General features: G+C 69.5%; 19 protein-coding genes. 2 read left to right on the top strand and 17 right to left on the bottom strand.

Features of this window, described 5'->3' with window-relative positions; all coding sequences use genetic code 11:
- Nucleotides 1-2 precede the first annotated feature (2 nt).
- Nucleotides 3-1,010: an NAD-dependent epimerase gene (locus HHL10_RS22680; RefSeq protein ID WP_169162681.1), complete on the top strand. Its 1,008-nt coding sequence runs from the start codon at nt 3-5 to the stop codon at nt 1,008-1,010.
- A gap of 42 nt (nt 1,011-1,052) precedes the next feature.
- Here the strand turns inward: HHL10_RS22680 and HHL10_RS22675 are convergent, their stop codons facing one another.
- Nucleotides 1,053-2,678, bottom strand: a complete 1,626-nt coding sequence (locus tag HHL10_RS22675; protein WP_205833164.1) for a galactose oxidase early set domain-containing protein — start codon at nt 2,676-2,678, stop codon at nt 1,053-1,055.
- 480 nt (nt 2,679-3,158) lie between these two features.
- Between HHL10_RS22675 and HHL10_RS31250 the strand changes: the two genes are divergently transcribed.
- Nucleotides 3,159-4,919 carry a right-handed parallel beta-helix repeat-containing protein gene (locus HHL10_RS31250; protein ID WP_169162679.1) on the top strand — a complete coding sequence of 587 codons (1,761 nt, stop codon included), beginning with the start codon at nt 3,159-3,161 and terminating at the stop codon, nt 4,917-4,919.
- Nucleotides 4,920-5,239: 320 nt separating this feature from the next.
- Here HHL10_RS31250 and HHL10_RS22665 read toward each other — a convergent pair whose 3' ends face one another.
- The 16 genes from HHL10_RS22665 to HHL10_RS22590 are packed head-to-tail and all read right to left on the bottom strand — an operon-like array spanning nt 5,240 to nt 25,722.
- Nucleotides 5,240-7,135 (bottom strand): right-handed parallel beta-helix repeat-containing protein, encoded by a 1,896-nt coding sequence (locus tag HHL10_RS22665; protein ID WP_169162678.1) that lies wholly within the window; start codon nt 7,133-7,135, stop codon nt 5,240-5,242.
- A 10-nt stretch (nt 7,136-7,145) separates the two neighbouring features.
- A complete protein-coding gene (locus HHL10_RS22660) occupies nt 7,146-8,963 on the bottom strand; it encodes an HAD family hydrolase (protein WP_169162677.1) in 1,818 nt (605 codons plus the stop codon).
- A complete protein-coding gene (locus HHL10_RS22655) occupies nt 8,941-10,212 on the bottom strand; it encodes a glycosyltransferase family 4 protein (protein ID WP_169162676.1) in 1,272 nt (423 codons plus the stop codon). Before HHL10_RS22655 ends, HHL10_RS22660 begins: the two co-directional genes overlap by 23 nt.
- A gap of 19 nt (nt 10,213-10,231) precedes the next feature.
- Nucleotides 10,232-11,371 carry an acyltransferase family protein gene (locus HHL10_RS22650; RefSeq protein ID WP_169162675.1) on the bottom strand — a complete coding sequence of 380 codons (1,140 nt, stop codon included), beginning with the start codon at nt 11,369-11,371 and terminating at the stop codon, nt 10,232-10,234.
- On the bottom strand, nt 11,368-12,486 hold the full coding sequence (locus HHL10_RS22645; protein ID WP_169162674.1) for an acyltransferase family protein: 1,119 nt from the start codon (nt 12,484-12,486) through the stop codon (nt 11,368-11,370). Before HHL10_RS22645 ends, HHL10_RS22650 begins: the two co-directional genes overlap by 4 nt.
- 29 nt (nt 12,487-12,515) lie before the next feature.
- Nucleotides 12,516-13,943, bottom strand: a complete 1,428-nt coding sequence (locus HHL10_RS22640) for an oligosaccharide flippase family protein (RefSeq protein ID WP_169162673.1) — start codon at nt 13,941-13,943, stop codon at nt 12,516-12,518.
- 15 nt (nt 13,944-13,958) lie between these two features.
- Nucleotides 13,959-15,212 (bottom strand): glycosyltransferase family 4 protein, encoded by a 1,254-nt coding sequence (locus tag HHL10_RS22635; RefSeq protein ID WP_169162672.1) that lies wholly within the window; start codon nt 15,210-15,212, stop codon nt 13,959-13,961.
- A gap of 31 nt (nt 15,213-15,243) precedes the next feature.
- The gene (locus tag HHL10_RS22630) at nt 15,244-16,398 is read right to left on the bottom strand and encodes a glycosyltransferase family 4 protein (RefSeq protein WP_169162671.1); all 1,155 of its coding nucleotides are present in this window, start codon (nt 16,396-16,398) and stop codon (nt 15,244-15,246) included.
- Nucleotides 16,395-17,516 (bottom strand): glycosyltransferase, encoded by a 1,122-nt coding sequence (locus HHL10_RS22625; RefSeq protein ID WP_169162670.1) that lies wholly within the window; start codon nt 17,514-17,516, stop codon nt 16,395-16,397. Before HHL10_RS22625 ends, HHL10_RS22630 begins: the two co-directional genes overlap by 4 nt.
- Nucleotides 17,516-18,643 (bottom strand): acyltransferase family protein, encoded by a 1,128-nt coding sequence (locus HHL10_RS22620; RefSeq protein WP_169162669.1) that lies wholly within the window; start codon nt 18,641-18,643, stop codon nt 17,516-17,518. The genes HHL10_RS22625 and HHL10_RS22620 overlap by 1 nt, the downstream gene beginning before the upstream one ends.
- 3 nt (nt 18,644-18,646) lie before the next feature.
- Entirely contained in the window at nt 18,647-20,107 is a 1,461-nt protein-coding gene (locus tag HHL10_RS22615) for a DUF6418 domain-containing protein (protein ID WP_169162668.1), read from the bottom strand.
- Between the two features lie 7 nt (nt 20,108-20,114).
- Nucleotides 20,115-21,077, bottom strand: coding sequence for a polysaccharide biosynthesis tyrosine autokinase (locus tag HHL10_RS22610; RefSeq protein WP_169162667.1), 963 nt, complete (start codon nt 21,075-21,077; stop codon nt 20,115-20,117).
- Nucleotides 21,070-22,497: a GNVR domain-containing protein gene (locus HHL10_RS22605; protein WP_169162666.1), complete on the bottom strand. Its 1,428-nt coding sequence runs from the start codon at nt 22,495-22,497 to the stop codon at nt 21,070-21,072. Before HHL10_RS22605 ends, HHL10_RS22610 begins: the two co-directional genes overlap by 8 nt.
- Nucleotides 22,494-23,831, bottom strand: a complete 1,338-nt coding sequence (locus tag HHL10_RS22600; RefSeq protein ID WP_169162665.1) for a UDP-glucose dehydrogenase family protein — start codon at nt 23,829-23,831, stop codon at nt 22,494-22,496. The genes HHL10_RS22605 and HHL10_RS22600 overlap by 4 nt, the downstream gene beginning before the upstream one ends.
- Nucleotides 23,828-25,021, bottom strand: coding sequence for a glycosyltransferase (locus HHL10_RS22595; RefSeq protein ID WP_169162664.1), 1,194 nt, complete (start codon nt 25,019-25,021; stop codon nt 23,828-23,830). Before HHL10_RS22595 ends, HHL10_RS22600 begins: the two co-directional genes overlap by 4 nt.
- Entirely contained in the window at nt 25,021-25,722 is a 702-nt protein-coding gene (locus HHL10_RS22590) for a sugar transferase (RefSeq protein WP_235971727.1), read from the bottom strand. Before HHL10_RS22590 ends, HHL10_RS22595 begins: the two co-directional genes overlap by 1 nt.
- Nucleotides 25,723-26,286 lie beyond the last annotated feature (564 nt).

Here is a 26,286-nt window from a genome sequence, read left to right as displayed (position 1 = left end):
GAATGAAGGTATTGGTTACCGGCGCGGCCGGTTTCATCGGCATGGCCACAGCGCAGCGGCTGCTGGAGCGCGGCGACGAGGTCGTGGGCGTGGACAACCTCAACGACTACTACGACGTCAACCTCAAGCTGGCCCGTCTGCGGCTGCTGGAGCCGCATGCCAGGTTCCGCTTCGTCAAGCTCGATATCGCCGACCGCGCGGGCATGGAAGCGCTGTTCGCGGCTGAAGGTTTCGACCGCGTGGTGCACCTGGCCGCGCAGGCCGGCGTGCGCTATTCGCTGGTCAACCCCCATGCCTACGTCGAGAGCAACCTCGTAGGCTTCATGAACGTGCTGGAGGGCTGCCGCCACCACCAAGTGCAGCACCTGGTCTACGCCTCCAGCTCCAGCGTCTACGGCGGCAACGTCAAGATGCCGTTCTCGGAGTCGGACGGCGTGGATCACCCGGTGAGCCTGTACGCCGCCACCAAGAAGTCCAACGAGCTGATGGCGCACACCTACAGCCATCTCTACGGCCTGCCCACCACCGGGCTGCGCTTCTTCACGGTGTACGGCCCCTGGGGCCGGCCCGACATGGCGATGTTCCTGTTCACCAAGGCCATCCTGGAGAACCGTCCCATCGACGTGTTCAACCATGGCCAGATGCGGCGCGACTTCACCTACGTGGACGACATCGTCGAGGGCGTGATCCGCGTGCTGGACCGCGTGGCCACACCGGATGAGGCCTTCGACCCCGCGCAGCCGCACCCGGGCCGCAGCCACGCGCCGTACCGCGTCTTCAACATCGGCAACCACGAGCCGGTGCCGCTGCTGGAGTTCATCGGCTGCATCGAAGAGGCGCTGGGCCGCCAGGCCGAGAAGCGGCTGCTGCCCATGCAGGACGGCGACGTGCCGGCCACCTACGCCGACGCGGACGCGCTGCGCGAGTGGGTGGGCTTCGCGCCGCGCACCAGCATCCGCGAGGGCGTCGGGCGCTTCGTGGCCTGGTATCGCGAGTTCTACGGCGCCTGACACGCCCGCAGAACTGCGCCGCCTGCGACGGCGGCCGGGGCCTCAGCCCACCGTCCCTGGATTCGTCACCAGCAGCGACTGCCCCATCGAGGGCACGCCATGCTCGTCGAACACAAACAGCAGGTAGTAGCCCGGCAGCAGCCGGTTGACGTCGGCCGGCAGCGTGGCGCGCAACTCGGCGCCGCTTTGCTTGAACTCCAGCGCCATGAAGCGCTGTTCGTGGTTGAAGCTGTGCGTGACCGAGCCGCTGCGCACCAGCGTCAGCCGCGTGGCCTGCACGCCCGGGGCCAGCTCTACGCGCAACTCGCTGCCGGCGGCAAGCTGGGTGGGTGAACGCGCCACCGCCGGGCGCGGCGCGAAGCGGCCGGAACCGTCGCGTTGGAACAGATAGGGCGGGAACCAGATCTCGCCGTTGAGCTGGATCAGCGGCCCGGGCGCGCCGCCGCCGCCGGTGAGCACGCTGCCGTCGGGCAACAGCATTGCGGCGGAGTGGTAGAGGCGGGGCTGCGCGGCGTCGGCCGTGCGCGTCCAGCGGCCGGTGGCCGGGTTCCACAACTCGGAGTGGTAGTGCTCGTCGCCCAGCTGGTTGGCGGTGACGGAGCCGCCACTGAGCCACACCTGCCCGTCGGCCAGCAGCGTGGCATTGCCCCACTCGCGGTGCGCGCTAGGCGCCTCGGCGGGCTGCACCACCGGCTCGCGGCCGTTGATGTCCACCACCACCGCCTGCCGCTCCCCGCGCAGGGCCAGGATACGGCCGGGCTCGAACATCACGGCCGGCATGCGCTCGTTGGCCTCGGGGACGGTGTCGCGCAGCTGCCTGAGCTTGCCCTGGCCGCGCGGATCGAGCCGGAACATGCGCCCGTCGTGGCCCACGATGAACACGTCGCCCTGCGGCGCCACCCAGGCGCGTGGGTAGTAATAGCTCTCCGCGCGGCTGCCATAGGCGCGGTGGCTGCGCGCGGCCGTGAGGCTGCGCCAACCGCTGCCGGGCGTGTAAACCTCGGGGGTGTTGGCGACGCTGCGCTCGTAGAAGGTCCAGCGGCTGCTGGCGTTCTTGATCAACCCGCCCAGCACCAGCCGGTCGCCCGAGGGCATGACCACCAGCGTCGGATACCAGCGCCGGAAGGCCATGCCTTCGGCCTTGCGCATCTCGTTGCTGCGTGGATCGAACACGTTGACATCGGCGTTGCCGTTGTTGAGCGGCCGGCCGCCGACCTGCTCGTCGCCGCCCAGCAGCGTCACCGTGCCGTCGGCCAGCAGCGACTGGGCCGAGCAGAAGATGTCCGTGCCGGTGACGTTGGGCAGCGTCAGGAAGGCCTCCGGCCCGCCGCCGGCCTTCGGGTCCCAGACGGCGTAGTGCAGCGCCGCGCCCTGGCGGCCATTGCGGTCCGTGCCGTAGGCCAGCACCCGGTGGTCGGGCAGCAGCACCATGTGGATCGGGATCACCGGCCAGGCGAAAGCCGGCCCGAAGGCGCCTTCCACATGGGCGCGGGCGCTGCCCTCGGCCGGCAGCACCGGCCCGTGCGTGGCCACGGCACCGTGCGGCACGGCATGCGTTTCCTGCCGCTCGGCATTGCCGTAGCAACCGGCCAGCGCCGCCGTCAGCACCGCCAGCAGACCGTGGCCCAGGGCACGGCGGGACAAGGCGTTCATCGATCGCGGGTTCATGGCTGTGCCTGCATGAATGAATACCTGTGAATCAGCACCGCAACGGTGCCAACCGAGATTCGCCAGCCGTCCGTGACAATTTCTTACCAACCTAATTGAGCCCGGACTACTGAATTCGCGACTGCTGCGGAGATTTACCGATTTTTGCCCGCGCACTGCCCAGGGCCCTCAGTTTTCTCCGCGGCCAGACGATCAACCCGTATCCATGCTGGAACCCCTCCGGCAACGGCCCGCACTGCGGACGCTGCCATCCCCATTCGTGCCAGGCACGGATTCACACGCGACTGTCGACGTGAATAACCCGTGCCCTGCCAAAGATAGCAAACTGGAAAACACCGGATCGTGAAAGCCACGGCATTTCTCGGCAGGCTGATTTTTACTGCCTCGCTGATTGCATCCCAGAACTTCGCTTTGGCCCAAATCCAGGAAAATTTCAATACCTGGACTCAAATTGCGGCCGGGAAAAATCTCACCCCCGCCGTGGCCCAGGCCGGCGACCTGGTGCGCGACTGGGCCGCTCCCGATGGGCGCCGGGTCCGGGTGGTGGTGCAGTCGCCCCGCGTGCCCGCCGCGCCGGTGACCGTGGTGCTGCCGACCGTGCCCGCCGAGCAGGACGCGCGGCCGTACTTCGAGGCCGCGCTGGCGCAGGTGCGGGCCACCAAGGCCTCGCGCCTGGTCGTGCCCCCGGGCCGCTACGTGTTCCGCACCACGGTGCAAACGCCCTCGACAGCGCCGGCGCCCGTCACCGGCCACCTGCTGCTGCAGGACCAGGACGACCTGACCATCGACGGCGCTGGCGCCACGCTGGTGTTCATGCAGGACGCCCACGGCCTGATCGTGCGCGGCAGCCGCAGGTTGAAACTCTCGAAGCTGACGCTGGACTACGGGCTGCGCACGGCCTCGCTGGGCACCGTGGTGAGTGAGGGCAGCGCGAAGCGTGTGCGCATCGATTCGCGCTTTCCGGTGACCGCCGCCAACGCGGTGCACTACGTGATGGAGCGCGACGCCGCCACGGGCCTGTGGCCGGCCGGGGCGCCGCGCGCCATCCTGCCGCCCGACAGCGCCACGCCGGCGGTCTACGTCGGCAACCAGACCTACGCCTCCAGCGCTTTCAGCGCGCTCACCGTTGGCAAGCAGGTCGTGGTGCTGCACCAGTACTACGGCGGCACGGCGCTGCGCATCGACGACACGCCCCAGGCGCGCCAGGCAGAGGACATCACCCTCGACGGCCTGACCGTGCACTCCGCGCCGGGCATGGGCATCGTGGCCTACGGCCTCAAGCGCGGGCTGGCGATCCTCAATTCGCGCATCGTCCCGCGCGCCGACGGCAGCAACCCGGTGAGCACCAGCTACGACGCCGTGCACGTGATCCAGAGCGGCGGCGACGTGGTCATCAACGGCAACACCATCGCCGGCCAGGGCGACGATGCCATCAACCTCAACAGCCCCATCCACCCGAGCGTGCGCATCGACGCGGGCGCGGGCAGCCTGGTGCTGGGCAAGTACTCGCGCTTCATCTCCGCAGGAGACACCCTGGCCTTCTTCGATGACCAGGCGCGCTACCTCGGCCAGCGGCGAGTGGCTGTCAAGCCCACGGCCCTGGGCGGGCTGGACTACCGGGTGAGCCTGGACGCGCCGCTGGACGCGGCCTGGAACGTGAGCGTGGCGCGCGACCTGTCGCTGCTGGGATCGCGCTACGTGGTCGCCAACAACGTCATCGAGCGCTGCCACTGCCACGGCCTGCTGGCGCAGTGGCCCAACGGCCTGGTGGAGCGCAACACCTTCCGCGACCTCAGCGCCAACGCCATCCGGCTGCTGACCGACGTGGGGACGTGGAACGAGGGCGTGGGCGCGATCAACGTCATCGTCCACCACAACACCATCACCCGCTCCGGGGCGGACCTGTCCGCCACCGTGCCGTCCTGGGGTGCGATCACGGCCTACGGCGGGACCGCCGGTGGCCAGCTGGCCACCTCGGCGGTCAACCGCCACCTGCGCATCAGCAACAACACCATCGAGCAGTCGCAGCAGGGCTGCATCACCGTGGCAAGCAGCCAGTCGGTGGTCGTCAACGACAACCGCTGCATCGATACCAACCTGCGCAACCCGGGCACGCCCAGTGTGGTCGTCACCAGTTCGACCAGCGTGCGCCTGTTCAACAACACGCGCAGCGGCAGCAGCACCGGCGCACAGACGGTCGCGCCAACGAGCAGCAACGTGACGGCGCAGGTAGGGTATTGAGGCCGAGCCTTTCCGGGTAATGGGAGGAAACGAAATCACGACCGTGCCTCGTACAAGGCACGGCCCATGGAGTGGAGCGCCCTGCGCGCCATAACCCGAAAGGCCGAGACGCCACGCTTCTCCTCGTCCGCGAAGCGGGAGAGGGGCAGGGGTAAGGGTTGCCGCAACCACAGTGGCACGGCCACGGCCGTGGGAGCTCAGCCGTACCTCGTGCTCCAGCTCCGTGCCGTCCGTACCGGCGACATGGGTGAAGATCGTGGCCTGGCAAGGCCGCTGATTTGCACCGATGGAGAACAGGAACGACATTGCCCGGCTGCTCCTCAGTAATCCACCTGCGCGCTGACCCCAGCCGCCGTGGATTCCACGCGCAGCCCCCCGCTGGACTTACCCTCACGCCGGTTACCGCGCAGCACCACCTCGCCCGCCTGCAGCACCTGCAGGCTGGGCTTGCCCGGCGACTGGCGGTTGGTGGCCTCGCAACGGTTGCCTTCGACCCTCACGTCGCGCGCGCTGGCCACCGTCACGCAGCCCTGTTCCGCGCCGCGGATGCGGTTGTCCACGATCTCGATGTGCCGGTTCACCGGCTCGGTGGCGAGCCGCCCGCCGCGCGCCCCGCCGTACACCGTGATGGCGCCCCAGGGCAGCAGCGGCGCGGTGTCCAGGCCGATGTCCGTGAACTCGTTGCCACGCACGCTGACGTTGAAGGCGCCGATGCCTTCCTTCCACTGGCCCACGTCGGTCAGCAGCCGGATGGCGTTGGCGCGCAAGTGACGAAACGTGTTGCCCTCGATACGGCCGTTGGGCCACTGCGCCAGCAGGCCGTGGCAGTGGCAGTCCTCGATGGTGTTGCCGGAGACGTCGAAGCGGGCACTCAGCAGCGCCAGATCACGCACCGTGCTGCCGGACGCCACGTCCACTGGCCGCTCCAGCACGACTCGGTGGTCGAGCCCGCCCAGCGGCTTCGGCGCCTCGCCGACGCGCACCTGCTCGCTCAGCTGCCCCTGCCCATCGAAGAAGGCCAGCATGTCGCCCTGGCGGATGAAGCGCGAGTAGGCGCCCAACACCAGCGCCCGGCCGCCATCCTCGCTGCGGACGACCGGGCTGACCGGGTTGTTCAGGTTGATGCCGTCGTCGCCCTGGCGCCGGATGCGGTTGCCGGCGATCAGCACGTCGCCGCCGCCGAGCTGCACATGGATCGCGTCGTAGCTGGTACTCACCGGGCTGCTGCCGTCGGCGCGCGGCTCGATGCGCGAATCGACGATCGCCAGTCCGCGCCTGAGGCCGTAGGCCAGGATGCCCATGCCCGGCGCCGAATGGATGGTGACGCCTTCGATGACGATGTCCTCGGACTGCTGCGGCCCCGGCACGTCCTCGATGCGGATGGCCTGCCCGCCGTACCAATGGTGGAACACGGTGTAGCGCTGGCCCGGCTGCAGGGTCTTGAACGCGGGCGAGGCCCAAGCCTGCTCGCCCAGGTAGCGCGCGCTGTCGGCATGGCCGGGCGGCAGCAGCACGCGCTTCCCGCCCGGCACCCAGCGCTGGGCGGCGGCGTCGTACTCCGAGACGTAGCGCACCGCGTCGGCGCCCGTCACCAGGTAGCGCGGGTCGATGACCAGGACGTTCTCGCCGTCGCGGCGCTCGGCCCGGGCCACGGAAACAGTGCGCAGCGCGTAGTCCAGCGTCACGCCGCTGAGGCGCACGCGGCGCGCGCGCTGCAGGAACAGGCCATGCAGGTCGCGCGTGAACACCAGCGTTGCGCCGTCGCCCTCGATGCTGAGGTCACTCAGGTCGCGCAGCAGCAAGTGCCCGGGCGCGTTCTTCTCGGCCAGGCTCTTGAAGACATAGGTACCGCGCGGGATCAGCAGCCGGCCCGCCTTGCGCTCGCGCACCTCGGCCAGCGCGCGCTGGAAGTAAGGCTGCGCATCCTCTCCGTCAGGCACCGGCGGCAACCGGACGACGGGAGCGTCGGCCGCCGGCCGTGGACGCTTGACGACAAGGCGGATTTCGCGGCCATCGGGGCCACGCCACTGGCGCACGAAGTCGCCCTCGGCAGCGCGGGCCGGGCTGACGGACTCCGCGGAGGCGAGCGTGGACCAGGTTTCAAAAGCGTCCGGCTCTGGCGCCGCGCGCCCGGCGTCCTCAGCCACCGACGCCGACAGCGCGCAGGCCAGCGTGCTGCACAGCAACCCGATGCAAGCGGCGTGCAGTGTCCTCATCGGTCCTCCGCTACCGCGCTTGCGCCGCCGCGCGGGTGGGCAGCCGGCCGGGCCGCAGCAGCGGCTTGAGCCTGCGCCTGAGCAGCAACTGGGCGTCGTGCGCGGCATGCAGCAGCCGCACCATGCGGCTGGAGCCGGTCAAGCTCCAGACGGCGCCGCGCGGCCACACGTTGCCCGGCACCGGCCGGCACAGCAGACGGGCCAGCCAGGAGGTGCCGCCGCCGTCCACCAGGCTGGCCGCGTCCGAGGCGTCGCTGCGCGTGGCCACCGCCCAGGTACGCAGCGCCGTGGCCGTGGCCGCGTCCGGGTAGGCACACACGCGCGCCACCGCCTCGCGCCGCAGCGCGCCCGGGTCGGGCGCGCGGCCGCGCGGCGCGCCCTCCAGCAGCAGGCCCAGGCTCTCGCGCAGTTCCCGGCAGTAGTCGGCCGGCGCCACGTCATCGAGCCGGCTCCGCAGCCGTGGCAACAGCGTCCCGTCAGTGGCCTGCGCGAAACCTTCGCAGGAGGCCTCGCGGAACCCGGCCAGCGCCTCGACCACGGCCTGGTTGAACACCTGCGGATTCCAGGGCAGGAAGGTGCTGCCGTTGACCTGCGCCTCCACCTCGGCCCCGGGCTCCAGCGAGAAGTAGAAGCCCGACACCCGCACCTGCGGCAGCGCGGCGGCGATGGCGGCCTGCAGCCGGCCCTTCCAGCCCATGTCCACCAGCAGCACATGCCGGGTCTGAGGCCGCAACTGCGCGCCGTAGTAGGCAATGGCGCTCTCGCCCGCAGCCACGTCGGCGGGCGTGGCGGCGCGGCCTGTCCAGCGCGCGAAGCGGGCGTCCTGCCGCGCCGCCATGACGGGGTAGCCGCTGGCCCGCGAGCACAGTACGTAGCGGCCGTGCCGGTCATCGAAGAAGCCCGGAAGACTCGACACGGCCTGCCATATCGACTCGCAGTCGCGCGACAGGAACCAGATGTCGGTCGCGCCAACGCGCCGGGCCTCCTCGCGCAGCGCCAGAGTGAAATCCGCCAGCACCACGGCCCAGCGCTGCGCCAGCGTCGCGCGCGCCACCGAAGCCGAATCGGCCTCACCCGGCGCAGCGTCGTGCGGCGTACGCCAGGCACACAGGCCGCGCGCATGGGCGTACTGCGCCAGCCAGGCGTGCTCCTGGGACCAGCGCTGCCGCGCCCACAGCGTCTGCACCCCGCGCACGCCCACGCGCCGCGCGCGACGCACGTCCACGTTGAGGTTGTCGCCCACATGCAGCACGCCCCGCGGCCCGTAGCGGCGCAGCAGCTCTTGGAATGCCAGGCCGGTGCGCTTGGGCGCCTGCGTCTCGGAGGAGCACAGCACGGTGGCCGGGCAGCGCAGCAGCTTGCCGATCACGTCACGGATAAAAGCCGGGGGGAGGTACGTGTCCGTCAGTACCACCACCTCGACGCCCGCGCGCCGGATCTGCGCCAGCGCGTCCACGACCTCCTCGTAGGGCGCAATCACGCTGCGCTCGATGTCGAGCTCCAGCGCCAGCAGCGCCGCGGCGGCCTCGTCGGAAAGGCCGAGCCGGCGCTGGATGTCAGCGTAGACCTCAGCCAGCTGGATCTCGTGCGGCGCCGCGGCCCGGGCCAGCCGGTGTTCGGTATCCTTGCGCTCGCGCAGCCAGTCCGCCTCGGACATCGCCCCGAGCAGGCCCCGGCCGGCCCCCTGGCGGTACTGCAGCCGGAACACGTCCGTGGGGTCGTTCACGCGGCGGTAGACCAGCGTGTCGAACAGGTCGATCGACAGGACGCGCAGGGACGGCAAGCGCCGCACCAGGCGCAGCAAGTCACTGGCGTGGGTTAGTCGCATCGGCGGCTCCGGCAATGACGGGCGCGCGGCCCTTGAGCGGCAGCGCGGGTGCGGCCGAGCGCACGCGCTCGGGCGGCATCTGGTAGATCGTCAGGTAGTCATCGACCACGGCAGCCGGCCGCACCCGGGCCAGCAGCCGCTCCAGCGGCTCCGCCGCCAGGGGCCGCACCCCCTGCGCGATGAGCGCGGACATCCGCTGCGCCAGTGCCTGGGCATCATTGGGCCTCACCAGCGCCGCGGGATCGACGGCACCGATGAGCTCCGTGATGCCGCCGATGTCCGAGCCCAGCACCGGCACGCCTTGCGTGTAGGCCTCGACGATGGTGAGGCCGAAGGGCTCCTGCCACACCGAGGGCACGACCAGCGTGTCCACCTCCGCCAGGAACGAGGCGGCATCGACATAGCCCAGCCATTCCACGGGCAGGCCGCGCGCCGCCTCGCGCCAGGGGCTGTCCTCGGGCAAGCGGCCCGCCACGCGCAGCCGCCAGCCTCCCGGCGGCAGGCGCCGGCAGGCGTCGAGCAGCACCTGCAAACCCTTTTCCTCCACCAGCCGGCCCATGAAGCCGAAGGTCAGCGGCACGCCGGGCTGGCGCACGGCGCGCACCGGGCGCTGCGCCCCGCGCACCGGGTTCCACACCACGTGACGCTGCGTGGGCAGCAGCGCGTCGAAACAGCCCTGGGCCAGGTGGATGTCCAGGATGGCCTGCGACACGCCCACCACGTGGTCGATGTGGCGGTGGAAATGCCGCTTGACCTGCGAGAACAGCCGGCAGGCCAGGTGCTGGCGCTCGCAGGCTCGGCCGTGGTGGAACAGCGCGGCGCGGATGCACAGCAGGTCGTAGTCGTGCAGGGTGTGCACCAGCGTCGCGCCGTGGCGGCGCGCCAGGGCCCACATCGCCGGCGTCAGTTCCACCATGGAATGGGTGTGCACGACATCGGGCCGCAGCTCGCGCAGCACGCGCTCGAAGTCCCAGGCCGTGAGCACGTTGCACAGGGTGGCGACCTTGTTGAGGTTGCGCACCGGGCCGGGGTAGCGGGCCGAATCCTGGATCCACAGCGGGTTGCGGTGCGCCAGCGGACGTACCGCCACGCCGTGGCGCTGCGCCGCCGGGGCCGGCTGCGGCACCAGGTGGGCGACGCTGACTTCGTGGCCCAGCGCCGCGGCCCCCTCGGCCAGCACCTCGACCACCTTTTCCGCGCCACCCACCGCGTGCGGGGCGTAGACCGAACTGAGGTGCAAGATCTTCATGTCGGGCTCCAGTGAGAGCTCATGCGCGGGCCTCCACGCGGCGCACCAGCGGCGCCGGACGCAAGCGGCGCAGCAGCGGCTGTTCAATGAAGCGGTAGGACAGCGCGGCCAGCAGCAGCGAGCCCAGCGGCAGCAGCGCGCCCAGCATCCACCACGGCAGTTGCTGATGCAACGCCAGGCGTTCCCAGGCCTTGACCGTGGCCAGCAGTGCAAAGGGGTGCATCAGGTACAGCGAGTAAGACCAGTCGCCCAGCCGCGCCAGCGCTTGGCCCACGCGGCCCAGGCTCAGGGTGACACCATGCCGCTCCAGCCACAGCGCCGCAGCCAGCAGCGCCGCCGCGGGCAGGCCCCAGCCGATGACGCGCACCAGGTCGTTGGGCGTGGAACCGCCGGCCGGCTTGATGGACAGCCCGAAGGGGTCCAGCGCCAGGGCCACCAGCGCGGCACTGCCAAAGCCAAGTACCGCAGCCGACGCAGCCGGCGCGCCGCGCAGCCACCATAGGCCCAGCAGGCAGCCCAGGCCGAACTCCAGCAGGATCGGCCTGCTCCAGAAGTGCAGCGCCATGGTGTGGGGCGTTACCAGGGAGCCGGCCAGCACGATGGCAGCGAGGGCCGCGACGGTGCAGGCCACCGCGCGCCGCGTCGGCAAGGCAATGAAGACGGCAAACAGCGCGTAGAAGAAGACCTCGTAGTTCAGCGACCAGCCCAGCGTCAGCAGCGGAAAGGGCTGCGCCGCGTCGCCGTACACCGGGTAGGGCAAGAACAGCAGCGAGGCGAGCAGGTCATTCCACGAGGTCCGTTCCAGGCCGTGGCGGCCCACCAGAAGCGCCAGCACGCTCAGGCCAGTGGCCAGCCAGTACAGCGGCACCAGCCGCAGCGCGCGGCGGCGCAGGAAAGCGCCGGCCGCCCCGGGCTGCCCGTACAGCGGGCGCGAGGCCACGACCATGATCAGGCCCGAGATGCAGAAGAACAGGTCCACGCCGAAGCCGCCCGGCGGCAAGGGCAGGCGCTGCAGCGCCTGCCCTTGCCGGGCTGCGGCGTCCAGCAGCACGCCCTGGGCATGCCCGGCCAGCACCAGCAGTGCCGCCACGCCGCGCAGCACCTGTACCCACAACAGCCGCTCGCCCTGGTGGGACGCCGGCATGCCGAGATCGTTCATCGCGCAACTCCCTTGGCAGTGGACAGGCTCAACGGGTCGCGCGCGCCTCGGCCCACACCCAGCCGAGCATTGAGCACCCGGGTCATGGGCCGTTCCACGGCCCGGTAGAACAGCAGTGCGACAGCCACGCAGGCGGCGTAGGCCACCAGCACGAACGCTTCGGGCACCTGCGGCCCGCCCAGCCGCCACGCCACGCCCACGGCGCCGAGCACGAAGGGATGCGACAGGTACAGCGCGTAGGAAGCGTCGCCGGCCGCGGCGCCGGCACGCTCCCAGCGGCCCGGATGCGGGTCTTGCGGCACCAGCGTGGCCGCGGCACAGATCGCCAAGGCCGGCAGTCCCATCCACAGTACCCGGGCCGGGTCCAGCGGCTCGGAGGCGCCAAAATGGCCGACCAGGATCAGCGCCGCGAAGCCGGCCAGCACTAGCAGCCAGCCCGCGCCGCCGGGCAGGCGCCAGCCGCGCTGGCGCAGCCAGCCCAGCAGCACGCCGAACAGGAATTCCAGCACGATGGGCTGAGCCCAAAAGGCAAAAGGCGCGGCTTGCAGCGGCCACATCCAGCCGACCAGTGCGAGCGTGCCGACCAAGGCCGCAATCAGCGCCAACCCGGCCGGGCGGGGCAGGCACAGGCCCAGGGCGAACACCGCGTAGAACAGCATCTCGAAGTTCAGCGTCCAGCCCAGCATCAGCACCGGGTAGAGCGTGCCCTGGGCGTCGTGGTGCGGCAGGAACAGCAGCGAGGCCAGGATCTCGCCCGGCCCGGGCGGCGTGCCGTTGACCTTGTGCGACAGCCCCCACGCCACCACCGCCATCAGCAGCGTGAACAGCCAGTACGCGGGCACGATGCGCGTGAGCCGGCGCACCAGGAAGCGGGCGCTGGCGCCGCCGCGGCCGAACTCGTGCGCCGAGATCGTGAACATGATGAAGCCGCTGATCACGAAGAAGATGTCCACGCCGCCGGCAAACAGCGCCGTCGGCGCAAAGCTCCAGGGCGTGGTGCCCTCAATGCCCAGCGCCTTGGTAGCCTCGTGCCGGGCATGTCCCAGCACCACCAGCGTCGCGGCCACGAAGCGCAGCACCTGCACGCGCGTGAGGACTTCAGCGGGGGAGTTCATGTGCTTCAGGTTTTGCATGGAAAGCCTTACTACGGAGCCGCCACGCGCGTGTGCATCAGCACCTTCAGCGAGGCCAGCAGGCTGCCGCGTTGCAGCACGCACACGGCGGCGACCGCGAGCAGATAAGCCAGCGTGGACGCCAGCCACGCAACCGTGCCCTGCGCTTGAAAACCGCCGCTCAGGCCGAAGACGGCCACGCCGGCACCCGTCGCCAGTACTCCGGGCCACAGGCAGGCGGCGAAGCGGCGCGCGCCGATGCCGGCCGAGCGGCACGCGCAGACCAGCGACAGCGCCGACAGCAGCGCCGAGGCCACGGCGTAGCCCAGCACCAGCGCCTGCAGTCCCGACCACACCGTCACCGCGAACACCGCGCACACGCCCAGCCCGTTGACCAGGCCCAGCATGAAGTTCAGCCGCACGCGGCCCTGCTCGACCAGCACCGAGCCGGCGTAGACGGCCAGCGATTGCACCGCGCCCACCGGTGCCAGCACGGCCACGATGTCGGCCAGCCCGTCCCACTGGTGAGCGAGAAAGGTGCCGATGGGAAGGCGAGCGCCAAAGCTCAGGAAGGCCATCAGCGGCAGGCTTAGCGTGGCGGTGGCGGTGAACACCGCGCACACCACGCCGGCCTTGGCTTCCTGGTGGTCGGCGCCCATGCGCGCCAGCGTGGCCAGCAGCACGCCGCTGGCGGGCCAGGCGATGAGCATCAGCGGCAGGGTCATGAACTGGTAGGCCAAACCGTACAGGCCCAGCGCCGCCGCGCCCAGCACCGCGCCGATGAGGAAGCGGTCCAGATTGCGCGCCGCGAAGGCCAGCAGATTGGTGAGAAACACCCAACCGCCCACCTTCACCAGCGGTGCGATGTCCGCCAGCCGGCCGCCGCGAGTCGTGAGACCGTACGCCATCCCGGCAAATGCCAGCGCCCTGATGCCCTGCAGCAACACGTGGAAGGCAACGAGGGCCAGGATGCCCAACTCCATCATCAGCGCGATGCAAAAGCCCGCCAGCGCCGCCAGCAACGCGCCCCCTTCGACCAGCGCAATGCGCTGGTAGGCCAGGTGCCGCTCCAGCAGCGCCCGCGGCACGGTGGCCCAGATCGAGCAGGCCGTGACGGCGGCGAAGCCCAGCAGCACCGGTGCCAGGCCCGGCATCGCCAGCACGCGCTCCGTGGGCGCCGCCGCGGCGGTGACCAGGGCGCCGCCGGCCGCGCCGATGAGCGCCATGAGCCGCAGCGTCACGCCGGCCTGGGCAGGGTCCAGTGCGGGGTGCCTCACGATGGCGCTGGACAGGCCCAGATCGGTGAGCAGCATCACCAGCGTCATCAGCGGGATGGCAAAGGACACCAGCCCGTATTCATGCGGCGGCACCGCGCCGGCAATGAGCACCGAGATCAGCAGCGTCGCGCCGGCCTTGCTCAGGTTCAGGCCGGTCATGACCACCATGTTGCGCAGGATCACTGCCAGGCCTCCGCTTCAGGCTGAGGCCGCGGCCCGCGGCGCCGTGACGCGGCGGCCCCGTGTCGCCACCACGGCCCGCACCTCGTCGTAGAGGTCGAGGTAGCGCCGCGCCACCTTGTCGGGCGTGGTGGCCTGCACCACCGGCGCAAAGGCCGCGCGCCCAGGCAGGGCCGCGCGACCCTGGGCCAGCACGCGCGCCATGGCGCGCGCCAGCGCCGCGTCGTCGCCGGGTGGGTACAGCCAGTCGCGGTTGTGGGCGCCGATGAGGTCCGGGATGCCACCGGAATCGGCACCGATCACCGGCACGCCGGCGGCGTAGGCTTCCAGGATGGTGCGCGGCAGCGGCTCGGCCCAGATCGACGGCACCACCAGCACATCAATGCGGTCGAAGAACTCGCGCGGCGGCACGAAACCGACGAAGTCCACCGGCAGGCCCGCAGCCTTGGGCTTGAGCGAACCGTCCTCGGATGCCTCCTTACCCGCCACCAGCAGCCGCCAGCCGCCCACGGGCAGCCGCGCGCAAGCGTCCAGCAGCGTGCCCACGCCCTTCTCAACGTTGATGCGTCCCAGGTAGCCGAAGGTCAGCGGCTCGCCGGCCAGCGAGGGCTTGACGTAGCCGGCGCCAATGCCCTCGACCACGGCTGGATTCCAGATCACGCGCCGCAGCCCCTCGGGCACATGGCCGAAGTAGCCCATGTCCAGGTGCGACTGCAGGATGCCCGCGCCCACGCCCACTACCGCATCCACAGCGCGGTGGTGCCGCGCCTTCATGAAGGTGAAGCCGCGGCACTCCAGACAGCGCTTTTCGCAGCGCTGGCCGTCTTTGAACATCGCGGCGGTGCCGCAGGCAAGGTCGAAGTCGCGCAGCGTGTGCACCACTGGCCGCCGCCGCGCCTTGGCCGCGAGCCAAACGCGCGTGGACACGTCCAGCAGCGAGTGCGTGTGCACCACGTCGGGCCTGAACTCGTCAATGACGCGGCCGAAGTGGTCCTCAATCCGATGGTTGAACTGCTGCTTGAAGCGCCGCACGCCGCGCGCCAGCTTGTTGTGCTGCGGCCACTCCTCGGGCCAGAAGTCCGTCTCGTGCGGCATGCGGAACACTTCCACGCCGTGGCGCGTCTCCACCTGCCAGCCCGTGGGCGTGATGCAGGCAGCAGCCACCTTGTGGCCCGCGGCCACCTGCGCCTCGGCCAGCAGCGCCACCGAGCGTTCGGCGCCTCCCATGATGTGAGGCGGGTACAGCATGCTCAGGTGCAGGATCCGGGTCATGAACAGCCTTTGTCTAGTCGTTGAGAGTGCATCAGCCCATCGCGGCCAGCGCTTCGAGCAAGCGCTGCGCGCTGCGCTGCCAGGAGAACATCGCCACGCGCTGCTCCCCGCGCTCCACCAGCAGCTGTAGCAGGGCGGTCTCGTCCAGCGCCTGGCGCATGCGGCGGCACAGCGCATCGGCGTTGCTGGGGTCGAAATACAGCACCGCGTCGCCGCAGACCTCGCGCACCGGCGGGATGTCGGAGGCGATGACGGGGCAACGGTGCAGCATCGCCTCCAGCGGCGGAATGCCGAAACCTTCGTAAAGGCTCGGGAACACAAGCGCCCGGGCATGGCACAGCAGCGCTGCAATCTGCGCGTCGCTGAGCCGTCCGGCTATCACCACGCCCGGCGGCACCAGCTGCAGGCCCTGGCCGAACACGGCAGCGTCCACCGCGCCCACGAGCACGAAGCAGACGTCCGGCACGCCCAGCCGGGCAAAAGCGGCCATGGCCGTGGACAGGTTCTTGTTGGGTACCGGCGAGCCGATGAACAGGAAGAAGCGCTGCGGCTGCAGCCGCAGCTCCTGCAGCACCGAAGCATCGGGGTCCACGCCGCGCAGGTGCTCGCTGCCGTTGGGCACCACGGCGATGCGCCCAGCCGGAATGCTCAGCACCTCGGACAGCTCCTGCCGCGAGAAGTGCGATACCGTGGCGATGTGCGAACGCAGCGCCAGCAGCCGACCCAGCAGCTGGTGGAAGCTGCGGTAGCCGCGCGTGAAGTTTAGCGGCGTGCGATAGACCGCAGCGTCGTGAATCACGGACAAGCTGCACCCGCGCAGCACCGGCCCGCCGTTGGTGAGATTGACCAGAAGGTCGTTGCGGCCGCAATGCCAGCGCAGCAGCTGGTCCCAGACATGGCCGCCACCCCGGCCTACCTGGCGCACACGGATGCACTGCAGCGCCGGCAGTTCCTCCACACCCGGCGGCACCAGCAGTTGCCAGTGCTCGGCAATGTGGCTGCCGTGGCCCCGTGCCAGCTCGGCGTCCAGCGCCTTGACCAGCTCGCCGGCGAAGCGCTGCACGCCGCTGGCGCGCTGGGTTAGGAAGCGGCCGTTGATGCACACGCTGCGTGCCGCGGCACGACGCTGCGTGCGCAGCGCATCCTCCAGGCGGCCGGAGTCAAACGGTTGTGGCCGGGCGCTCATTGGATCTCTCCTGCGATTTCAGGTCGGGCCGCCGCGGACGGCGCCAGTTGCAGCACATCCGCGTACAGGCGCAGCAGCGCCTGGTGGGTACGGTCGCTGGTGTAGTGCGCGAGAAAGCGCTCCCGGCCGGCGGCGCCCATGCGGCGCAGCGCAGCGCGGTCGGCCTGGCGCAGCAGCGTGCGCAGCGCCGCCGCGTCGCCCACCGGGAACAGCCGGCCGGTGAAGCCGTCGGCCACCACCTCGCGCAGCCCGCCCACCGCCGAGGCCCACACCGGCTTGCCGGCGCGCATGGCTTCCACCGCGACGAGGCCGAAGCCTTCCCAGCGCGAAGGCATGACCACCACGTCGCAGGCGTTGATCTGGGCCGCCACGCCGGCGCTGTCCATCCAGCCCAGGAACTCGATGTGGCGCGCGTCGCCGTTGGGGGCGGGCCGCCCGCCGGCCACCACCGCGTCCCCGACGATGCGCACTGATACCTTGTCGCCCAGGTCACGGGCCGCCTCGATAAGCACATCCACGCCCTTTTGCCGGTCCAGCCGGCCGACGAAGAGCACACGCAGCCGTGGCATCGGCCACACCGCCCGCTGCATCGGCGCCTTGGCATGTATGCCGTTGGGCACCACCACCAGCCGTTCGGCCGGGATGCCGGCGGCCTCGCCGCGGCGGCGCTCGGCGTCGGAGATGGCGACGATGCGTGCGCTGCGCGGCGCCATCAGCCGCTCCGCGCTTTCGGTGGCCCAGCGCATCAGCCGGGGCTGCTCTACGTCGAACACCCAGCCGTGCGGGCAGTAGACGATCGGCGGCAGGCGCCGCGCCACCGACAGCGCCCGGCTGACGGCACCGGCAAAGGTGGAATGGGCATGGATCAGGTCCGGTTGCCACTCGTCCACCAGCCGCGTCAGTTCGCGCGCCAGCCGCGGCAGCCCGGCGGCACGGCCGGGCCGGCCAAAGGTGCGCACCAAGCCGGGCTCGACCCGTGGCAACTGCGCCGCATGCTCGCGCGGCACAAGGCAGCGCACCTGCCGCTCGCCCAGCGCCTGCACCTGCAGCGGCACGATCTCGTCGAGGTATGTGCCGCAGCCGCCCTTGATCGACTCCGCGACGTGAAGCACCTTCATCAGGGACGTCCCTCCGTGTTGGCTTGGCGCCCCGCGTAGCTCGCCTCGCCGGCGCGCCGCGTGGCGTGCCAGGCGGCGATGCGCGACATCAGGCGCTTGCCCGCCGCGATGCCGGGCATCTCCAGCCAGCGCTGCACCACGGCGGCCGCCAGGAAGGACAGCGCCAGGGTCAGCGCCGCCAGCGTCACGACGCTCCAAGGCCAGGACGGGGACCAGCGCAGCGCCGCCGTCTGCGCCAGGTCCAGCGCCAGCGGGTGAAACAGGTACAGCGCGTAGCTCAGCGCGCCCAGGCGCACCAGCAGCGGCGATGCGAAGCGGCGACGCAACACGCACCAGAAGAACAGCGCCAGCCCGGCATAGAAGGCCGTGATCACGGCCAGCACCGACTCGCGGTGCGAGTGATCGTCATAGGCAGTGGACCAAGCCACTGGGAACAGCACCAGCAGCAGCGGCAGCACCAGCAGGCAGCAGTGGCCGGCGCCGGGCAGCTTCTCCAGCAACCACAGCCGCAGGCCGGCGCTGAACCACATGATCGCCAGGTACAGCGGCACGCCCACCGGCGCCAGGGCGTATCCGCGCGCGCGCAGCACGCTGCCCACCAGCGCGACGGCCAACAGCGCGCAGACCATGCCCGCGCACCAGGCCGGCGAGCGCAGCCGGCCCAGGCTGAACACCACCAGGCAGCTGGCGTAAAACACCAGCTCGACCAGCAGCGTCCAGTACACGCTCAGCACATCCTCGTGCCCCAGCAGCAGCTGCACCATGCTCAAGTTGGCCACCAGCTGCGAGGCGTTGAAGCTGGCCACGCCCAGCGCCGGCAGCAGCAATGCCGTCACTCCCAGCGACAGCCAGTAGGCCGGATAGAGCCGGAACAGGCGCGACAGCGTGAAACCCAGCCGCGGCAGCGCCTGCGTGCCGAAGCTGAACGGCACGACGAAGCCACTGATGGCGAAGAAGGCAATCACGCCGGCCTTGCCTAGGTCGATGACCGTCAGCAGCTGTGCCAGATGCGCCGCCACCCAGCTGCCCACTGGGGCCATACCGCCGGCGTACTCCACCAGGTGCTGGTAGACCACCAGCAGCGCGGCGATGCCGCGCAGCCCGTCGAGATGGCTCAGGCGCTGCATCGCTCAGGCTTTCCGTGGCGCCGCGGCGCAATGCCTGAGCACCGCCCGCACCAGCGTCTGCAGCACGAAGAAGGCGGCGTAGGCCTTGAACGCGCTCAGGCTCAGCAGCGAGTGCAGCGTGCCCTGCGACATCAGCACGATGGTCTGGAACATCGCGAAGGAGGGCAGCAGCACATCGGCCGGGTTGCCGCCGGCCATGGCGCGGGCCAGGTGGTGTGCGAGCCAACCCGTCCAGACCCCGGCCAGCAGCAGCGCCAACGCCAGCCCCGCGTAGCCCACCATCACCAGCGAGTAGGCTTCGAACACCATGGTCGGCGTGACCATGCCGCCGTTGTTCACGAAGGACAGGAACAGCACCGTGGGCGCATAGCGCTCTACGAAGTAGAAGGGCGCCAGCCGGTGCTGGAAGGTGAAGTCCGCCGGCGGACGCGCCACCAAGTTCTGCAGGTTCAGTGCGATGTGGTGAGTGTCCAGATTGAACAGGACCGACGCATCGCGCACGGCCAAGTACCAGAGCTGGCCCTGGCCGGCGATGCGCTCGCCCAGCCGCTCCAGCGTCTGCGCGGCGCCGAGCTGGCCGTACCCGGAGTAGATGAACAGCGTCACCGCCGAGGCGCAGCCGAACATCAGCAGCGCCAGCGGCGCAGCGGCACGCACGCGCGCCACCAGCTCGGCGGGCCGGCTCACGAAGAAGGGCATGGCATAGAAGCAGGCCGCCATCAGCACGATGAAGAACTTGTCGCCGAACAGGAACGACACCATCACGTAACCGCCGAACACGGCGTGGTGGGCGCGGCGCCACCAGGGCCCCGGCGCGAACACTGCGCTGGTGCCCGTCACCGCCGCCAGGACGTACTTGAGGATCAGCAGGTTGAGCGTGATGACGTCGGCACTGGCAGCGCGGAAGGCGAAGCGATCGGTGCCGGTGAGCAGCGGAAAGCCGGCGCGCGCGCCCTTGAATGCCAGCCAAGCCACCACGAGCGCCGCGCCGCCCAGCACGGATGCGCACAGCAACAGGCGCGGTCCGCGCGCCATGGCAATCGGGGTCGATACTTGCGGCTGCCGGCGGCCGCGCAGCCGCGTGAAGGTGAACGCCGCCGTGCCCAGGAACAGCGCCGAGCACAGCGCGAAGGCCGCACCAGCCGGGGAGGGTTGGCCGAATTGGCCCATCTCCTTCATGTAGGCCCCACCCTCGATGGCCTGCAGCGACACCAGCACCGAGCCGTGCACCACCACGAAAGGCGCCAGCATCACGGCCGCCACCGGCGCCATGGAGAACAGCCGCGCCGCACCAGCCAGGAACAGCACCAGCCCAAGGGCTGGCCAGACGGGATGCGGCGCCGCCACGGCCAGCGCGGCGTTGGACACCATCAGGGCAACCAGGCCCAGAACGCCCAGCGACAGCTCCAGCGGCCGGGCCGGTGGCCAAGCGGCCGGACCGGCAGTCAGAGGATGCGTGCTCAATTGCGCGTCAGCGTTCGTTGATCAGCACCCCGGCCAGGTAGACCGGCCGCCGCTTGAGTTCGCCCAGCAGCGCCTGCATTTCCGCCAGCCGGCAGGCATGGCGGCGTGCCACCACCAGCGCGGCACCGGCCTTGTCGGCGATCACGGCGCTGTCGGCGCCATGACTGGCCGCCGGCGTGTCCACGATGACGTGGTCGAAGGCAACGGCCATCTCCTGCAGCAGCGCGTCCAGCGTGCCGCGCTGCACCAGGTCCGCCGGGTTGGGTGGCAGCGTGCCCGAAGGCATGATGAAAAGGTGGGGCAGGCCTTCCACGGCGAGGATGGACGGGCTGCCCTGCTGACGCCGCGCCAGCACGTTGCTCAGGCCGCTGCCGTTTGGTAGGCCGAACAACCGGTGCAGCCGCGGCGTGCGCAGGTCGGCATCGATGAGCAGCGTGCGCGCGCCGACCTGGCTCAGCGCAATGGCGAGGTTGGCGGCGAAGTAGCTCTTGCCTTCGCCCACGCCCACGCTCGCCACTGCTAGGGCACGCCGCACCGGCGACGGGGCTAGCGCGCCGATGAGCAGCCGACTGCGCAGGGTGCGGAAATGCTCGGCCTGGCGGCTGAAGGGCTCACGCGCCATCACCAGGTCGGCATGCAGCGCCGGGCCGCCTTCCTCCATGGCGTGGGCATAGGCGTAAGGGTGGCTGTGCTGCTGCGACAAGGCCCACAGCACGTCCTGCTGCGAGGCCATACGCAGCGCCACGGCCGCCTCGCCGAAGCGCAAGTTGCGCTCGCGCTGCACGGCCAGGATCTGCTCGACCTGCTCGTCGCTCAGAGCATGCAGCCTGCGCAGGAACTCGCCAATGCTCTGGGTCTCGGGCAGCAGTTCCGCGTCATTGACCGCCTGCGCCGCGGCCGGATCGCCGTTGACGCGCCGCAGGAACTCGCCGGCCTGCGAAGCCAAGATCGAACCTTCACGCTTACCCATGGCGGCCTCCCATGCCGATCTGCGGCGGCGCGACCAGGCGCCGCCAATGGTCCGAGGGGCCGCGCAGGGCGTCGTGGTTGGGCAGCCGGCCCAGCGCCACGTGGCCCAGCACGCGTTCGATGTCCCCTTCGTCACGCAGGCGCGGATCGCGCACCTCGCGCACCACCACGGTGACCAGTGCCGCCACCACACCCAGCACCAGCGTCACCGCCAGATTGAGGAACACCCGCGGGCGCGAGGGCAGCGGCGGCGGCGTGGCTTCCTTGATACGCGAGACGTTGTTGAGCGTGGCCTGGCCCTCCATGCTGGCCGTGTCCGAGCGCTTGAACACCGCACCGTAGGCCTGCACGGCGTTGTCCAGGTCGCGCTGCAGCACCTCGGCCCGCTCGCGCTTGAGCTTCAGGTCCAGCACCTTGGCGCGCTGCGTGTCCACGGCCGCCTGCAACTGCGCCACGCGGCTCTCGCCCACGGCCCGGCTCACGCCCATGCTCGCCGTGACGGTGGCGCGCTGCGCCTCGATCTCGCGGCGCAGGTTATCGATGGTGGTACGCGCCTCGATGACGGAAGGGTGCGCGGACTGCAGCCGCGTTTCCAGCTCGCGCAGTCGCACCTGCTGTCGCGCCAGCTCGCCCATCAGACTCGAAACCAGTGGATTGCCCAGCACGTCGGGCGAGTGCTCGGGCTGCCGGTTGGCCTGGCTGAGGCGCGCGGCGGAGTCCTGCACCGCGTTGCGCGCCGCCAGCAACTGCGAGGACAGGTCCGACAGCCGTGCGTTCTCGATGTCCAGGCGCTCGTCGTTGGCCACCAAGCCGGCCTGGCGCTGATGTTCGGACAAGGCGGCCTGCGCGCGCTGCACCGCCTCGCGCAGCGCCTTGGCGCGCTGGTCAAAGAAGGTGTCCTGCTGGCGCGCGCCTTCGGCGCGCAGTTCCACCGTGGTGGCGATGTAGGACTCGACGATGGCGTTGACCACCTCGGCGGCGCGCTGGTCCGTGCGGTCGGTGTAGCGCAGCGTGATGACGTTGGACTCGCGCGCGGGCACCACCTCAGCGTTCTTGAGCACGCCATCGGACAGCCAGCTCAGCTTGTCGCCGCGGCCCTGCGTGGCCTTGAGCCAGCGCTCATGCAGTTCGGCGTCCTGGTCCAGCCCAGTGCGCTTGAGCGCGCCGCGCAGCACGCGCTCGCTGAGCAGCAGGTCCACCTGCGTGGCCATGTAATTGGTGACGGCCAGCGGCTGCATCGGGGTACCGGCAATGGGATCTGCGGTGCGCACGTCCAGCATCACTGCGGCCTCGGCCGTGTACTGGCGTGGCAGCCAGGCATTGAGGGCCACGCCCGCGGCCAGCACCAGCGCGAAGGCCAGCAGGCCCTCGCGCCAGCGCGCGCGCAGCGTGGTCAGCAAGCGGGAGAGGGTCATGTTCATGCCGCCTCCACCACTGGACGCCCCACCGCGTGGTACTCCAGCCCGGCGTCCGCCATCAGCACCGGGTCGTAGAGGTTGCGGCCGTCAAAAACCACCGGCTGGCGCAGCAGGCCGCGCAGCTGCGCGAAGTCTGGGCTGCGGAACTGCAGCCACTCGGTGGCGACCAGCAGAGCGTCACAGCCCTTGGCAGCCTCGTCTGCCGTGGTCGCGAAGCTTAGGCCCGAGGTCGCGCCCAGCCGGCGCCGCGCCTCAGCCATCGCCACCGGGTCGTAAGCCTTGAGGCGGGCGCCGCGGCGCAGCAGCTCGGCGATCAGCACCAGGCTGGGCGCCTCGCGCATGTCGTCGGTATTGGGCTTGAAGGCCAGGCCCCACAGGCCAAACTGCAGCCCGTCCAAACTCTCGCCGAAGCGGGCCACGATCTTGTCCACCAGCACGCGCTTCTGGCGCTCATTGGCATTCTCCACCGCGGCCAGCACCTCCAGCGGCACGCTCTGCTCGTGCGCGGTGCGCAGCAGCGCCTTCACGTCCTTGGGGAAGCAGGAGCCGCCGTAGCCGATGCCGGCGTAGAGGAAGTGCGTGCCGATGCGCGGGTCGCTGCCCATGCCATGACGCACGGCCTCGATGTCGGCACCCACGCGCTCCGCCAGCGCGGCCAACTCGTTCATGAAGCTGATGCGCGTGGCCAGCATGGCGTTGGCGGCGTACTTGGTGAGCTCGGCGCTGCGCCGGTCCATCAGTACCAGCCGCTCGCGGTTGCGGCAGAAGGGCGCGTACAGCGCTCGCAGCAGCAGCAGGGCACGCTCGTCGTTGGCGCCGACAATGACGCGGTCGGGCTTCATGAAGTCCTCGACCGCGTTGCCCTCCTTCAGGAACTCAGGATTGGAGGCCACCGCGAACTCGACCTCGATGCCGCGCGAAGCGAGCTCCTCACGCACCACCGCTTCCACCCGATCCGCCGTGCCCACCGGCACCGTGCTCTTGTTGACAATGACCTTGTAGTCCGTCATGTGCCGGCCGATGCCGCGCGCGGCCTCCAGCACGTATTGCAGGTCGGCCGAACCGTCTTCGTCGGGCGGCGTGCCTACGCCGATAAACTGCAAGGTGCCGTGGCGCACCGCCGCTGGCGTGTCGGTGGTGAAATGCAACCGCCCGGCCTCGACGTTGCGGCGGATCACCGGTTCCAGGCCCGGCTCGTGGATGGGGACCTTGCCGTCGTTGAGCGAGGCGATCTTGCGGGCGTCCACGTCCAGGCACATCACGTCGTTACCCATTTCGGCCAGGCATGCGCCTGAAACCAGCCCGACATAACCGCTGCCGATGATGGTGATTTTCAAGATTGACCTTTCAAGCTCAGTCCGTTGGGGGCCATGGAACTCAGTGAATAGGCCGCAAACAGCCGCCTGCCAAAACTTTCCGCATTGAAACGCTGCACCGCCTGCTCACGCGCGGCCGAACCAATGCGGGCGCGCAATGCCGCGTCATCGAGCAGCATGGAAATGCAGTCCAGGAAATCCTCGATACCACCACACAGGTATCCGGTTTCACCGTGAGTGATGACAGCGCGGTGCTGGTCACAATCCAAGGCCACGCACGGCAGGCCCATTGCCATGGCACTAAGCAGCGCCACCGGAAAACCCGCCGTTTCCTCGACCCCCGCATACAGCCAGCTCGTCGTCAGATGCAGGGCATGGTCATGATCGTCGGCACCCAATACACGCACCCCCGCCGCGCTCAAGTGCCGCGCTTCATTCCCGCTGACCGGACCGATCCACTCGAAACCGATATGCGTTTCTCCGCCACTCAGGAGTACCGCCAACTGCGAGAAGGTTTCAATACCGCGAAAACCCTGACCATGACCACCGGAAATAATTAATGGATGAGCAGCCTCATGCCGCCCGGTCGAACCTTGCGCCGGCGTTTCCGTCGCAAAGGGCATGCCTGAATCACTCCATATCTGCAACGCGTGCTTTTCCTGCGGCACATAGGTGATGGGGGCTGGGGGCGCCTTCTGAAAAATTTTCCGCAGCGCCAACAGCACACGGGCCGCCGACATGCCCAGGGCATTTAGGGTGCGAAATCCATGCAGCGAAAAATAAACCGGCACCCCAATACCCGCCCGATGCAGCGCCAATACGCCGACCGCACAGGGCAACAGGCCATGCAAATGCACGGCATGGGGTTTGTCAGCGTGCAGCAGGCTGTCAATGGTCCGAGCCACGGCACGCCATTGCGACAACGGATTTCGCGCCGGTGCCACCAGGAACAATTCGGCCGACTGGTCCAGCTGCACGAGGCAGTGACGGTGCTCTTGCTTGTCGATGAGCACCACGCAGGTTTCGAAGCCATGGGCCGCGCAGGCCTGAAGCGAGGAGCGCAAGAAGCTCAGCACCTCGTCCGTAGCGCGGCCCACCACGTGCACTACTTTCTGCGGCGCCGGCAACGGGTCCCAGGCCGGGGCAGGTGGAGCATGCTCCGACTCGGCATTGACGATGGCCAGAATCTCGATCGTGGTTTCCCGGTTCATCACTGGGCTCCATGACCGCTGATCACAACACCCAGGGTCCTGAACAGGATGCAAATATCCAGCCATTCACTACGCTTTTCCACGTAATTCCGGTCCAGTTCGACCCGCTCCTCGTAGCTCGTGCTGTTACGCCCGCTAACCTGCCAAAGCCCCGTCATACCGGGTTTCACGCTCAGGTAATGCCAGCGTACTTGGCCATAACGCGGCAACTCACACAGCATAATGGGGCGAGGGCCGACTAGATTCATCTCTCCGCGTAATACGTTGAACAGCTGCGGCAATTCATCAAGACTCAGCTTGCGCAATATCCGGCCGATGGGCGTAATGCGCGGATCGTTAGAAAGTTTTTGCTCCCGAATCCACTCGTCGCGCGCTGCTGGATCGCTGCGGAGCAGCTCCTGCAATACCTGCTCCGAATTGCGCACCATCGAGCGGAATTTCAGGCAGGGAAACACCTTGCCGCCCATGCCGACTCGGTAATGGGCGAATACGATTGGCGCACCGTCCACGCGCCAGATGCAGATGGCGATGACAGCCATCAGCGGCGAAAACAGCAACAGCAGCAGAGCTGCAACGACTTGGTTGAAGACCTTCCACGCCACTGCCCGGTATGGCTCATCTCGCGGCCCAAAAGCCACAGGCAAGCCTGCAACGAACGATGCTGTATGCACGCCCAATCCTCCCGGGGTGATGTGAATCAAACTCCGCCGCATTGCAGCATGAGCCCCCGGGAAGTCGCCTTCCCCTGTTTACGGGTTTGTTCTTATTGGATGGAAACGTATGAGCAAGCACATCCGTCAGCGCATCGTAAGCCTTTTGCCAGAAACGCGCTTATTCGCATCACGAGAGTGCATCCTCGTTTTACGGTGCTCGCCCTTGGTGCGCTCAATCAAATGACAAGCTCTACCCTCCATTGCTAAAAAACAAATGCCCACGGCTATGCAACCCGAACTCGGGAACGCAGTCACGAATTTCGGGCAGCACAACCCATACCCCAAGGCTATGGCCGGAGGCAGCATGGATCTCGATCAGGACGAGGCGCGGGCGCCCGGTCTGCACTGTTTAGGTGCATGCGCTGAAGCGGCGAGTGCCGCTGCGCAACCGGCGTGCCCGCGACGCGACGATGCAGTCTAAGAGGGCCATCGTGGCCTTCCGGTGACGGGCAGCGCTGCCCCCCCGAAACGGGCGGGCATTGGGTGGAGAAGCAACCACCGCTCGGCACCCGCGCCGCATCGCCGCACAGCGTCGGCAATGCTTGCGCATGC

Source organism: Azohydromonas caseinilytica, assembly GCF_012927045.1.
GTDB lineage: Bacteria > Pseudomonadota > Gammaproteobacteria > Burkholderiales > Burkholderiaceae_C > Azohydromonas > Azohydromonas caseinilytica.
Note: the sequence above shows the minus strand (reverse complement) of the source record. Positions and strands in the feature narration are given on the sequence as shown.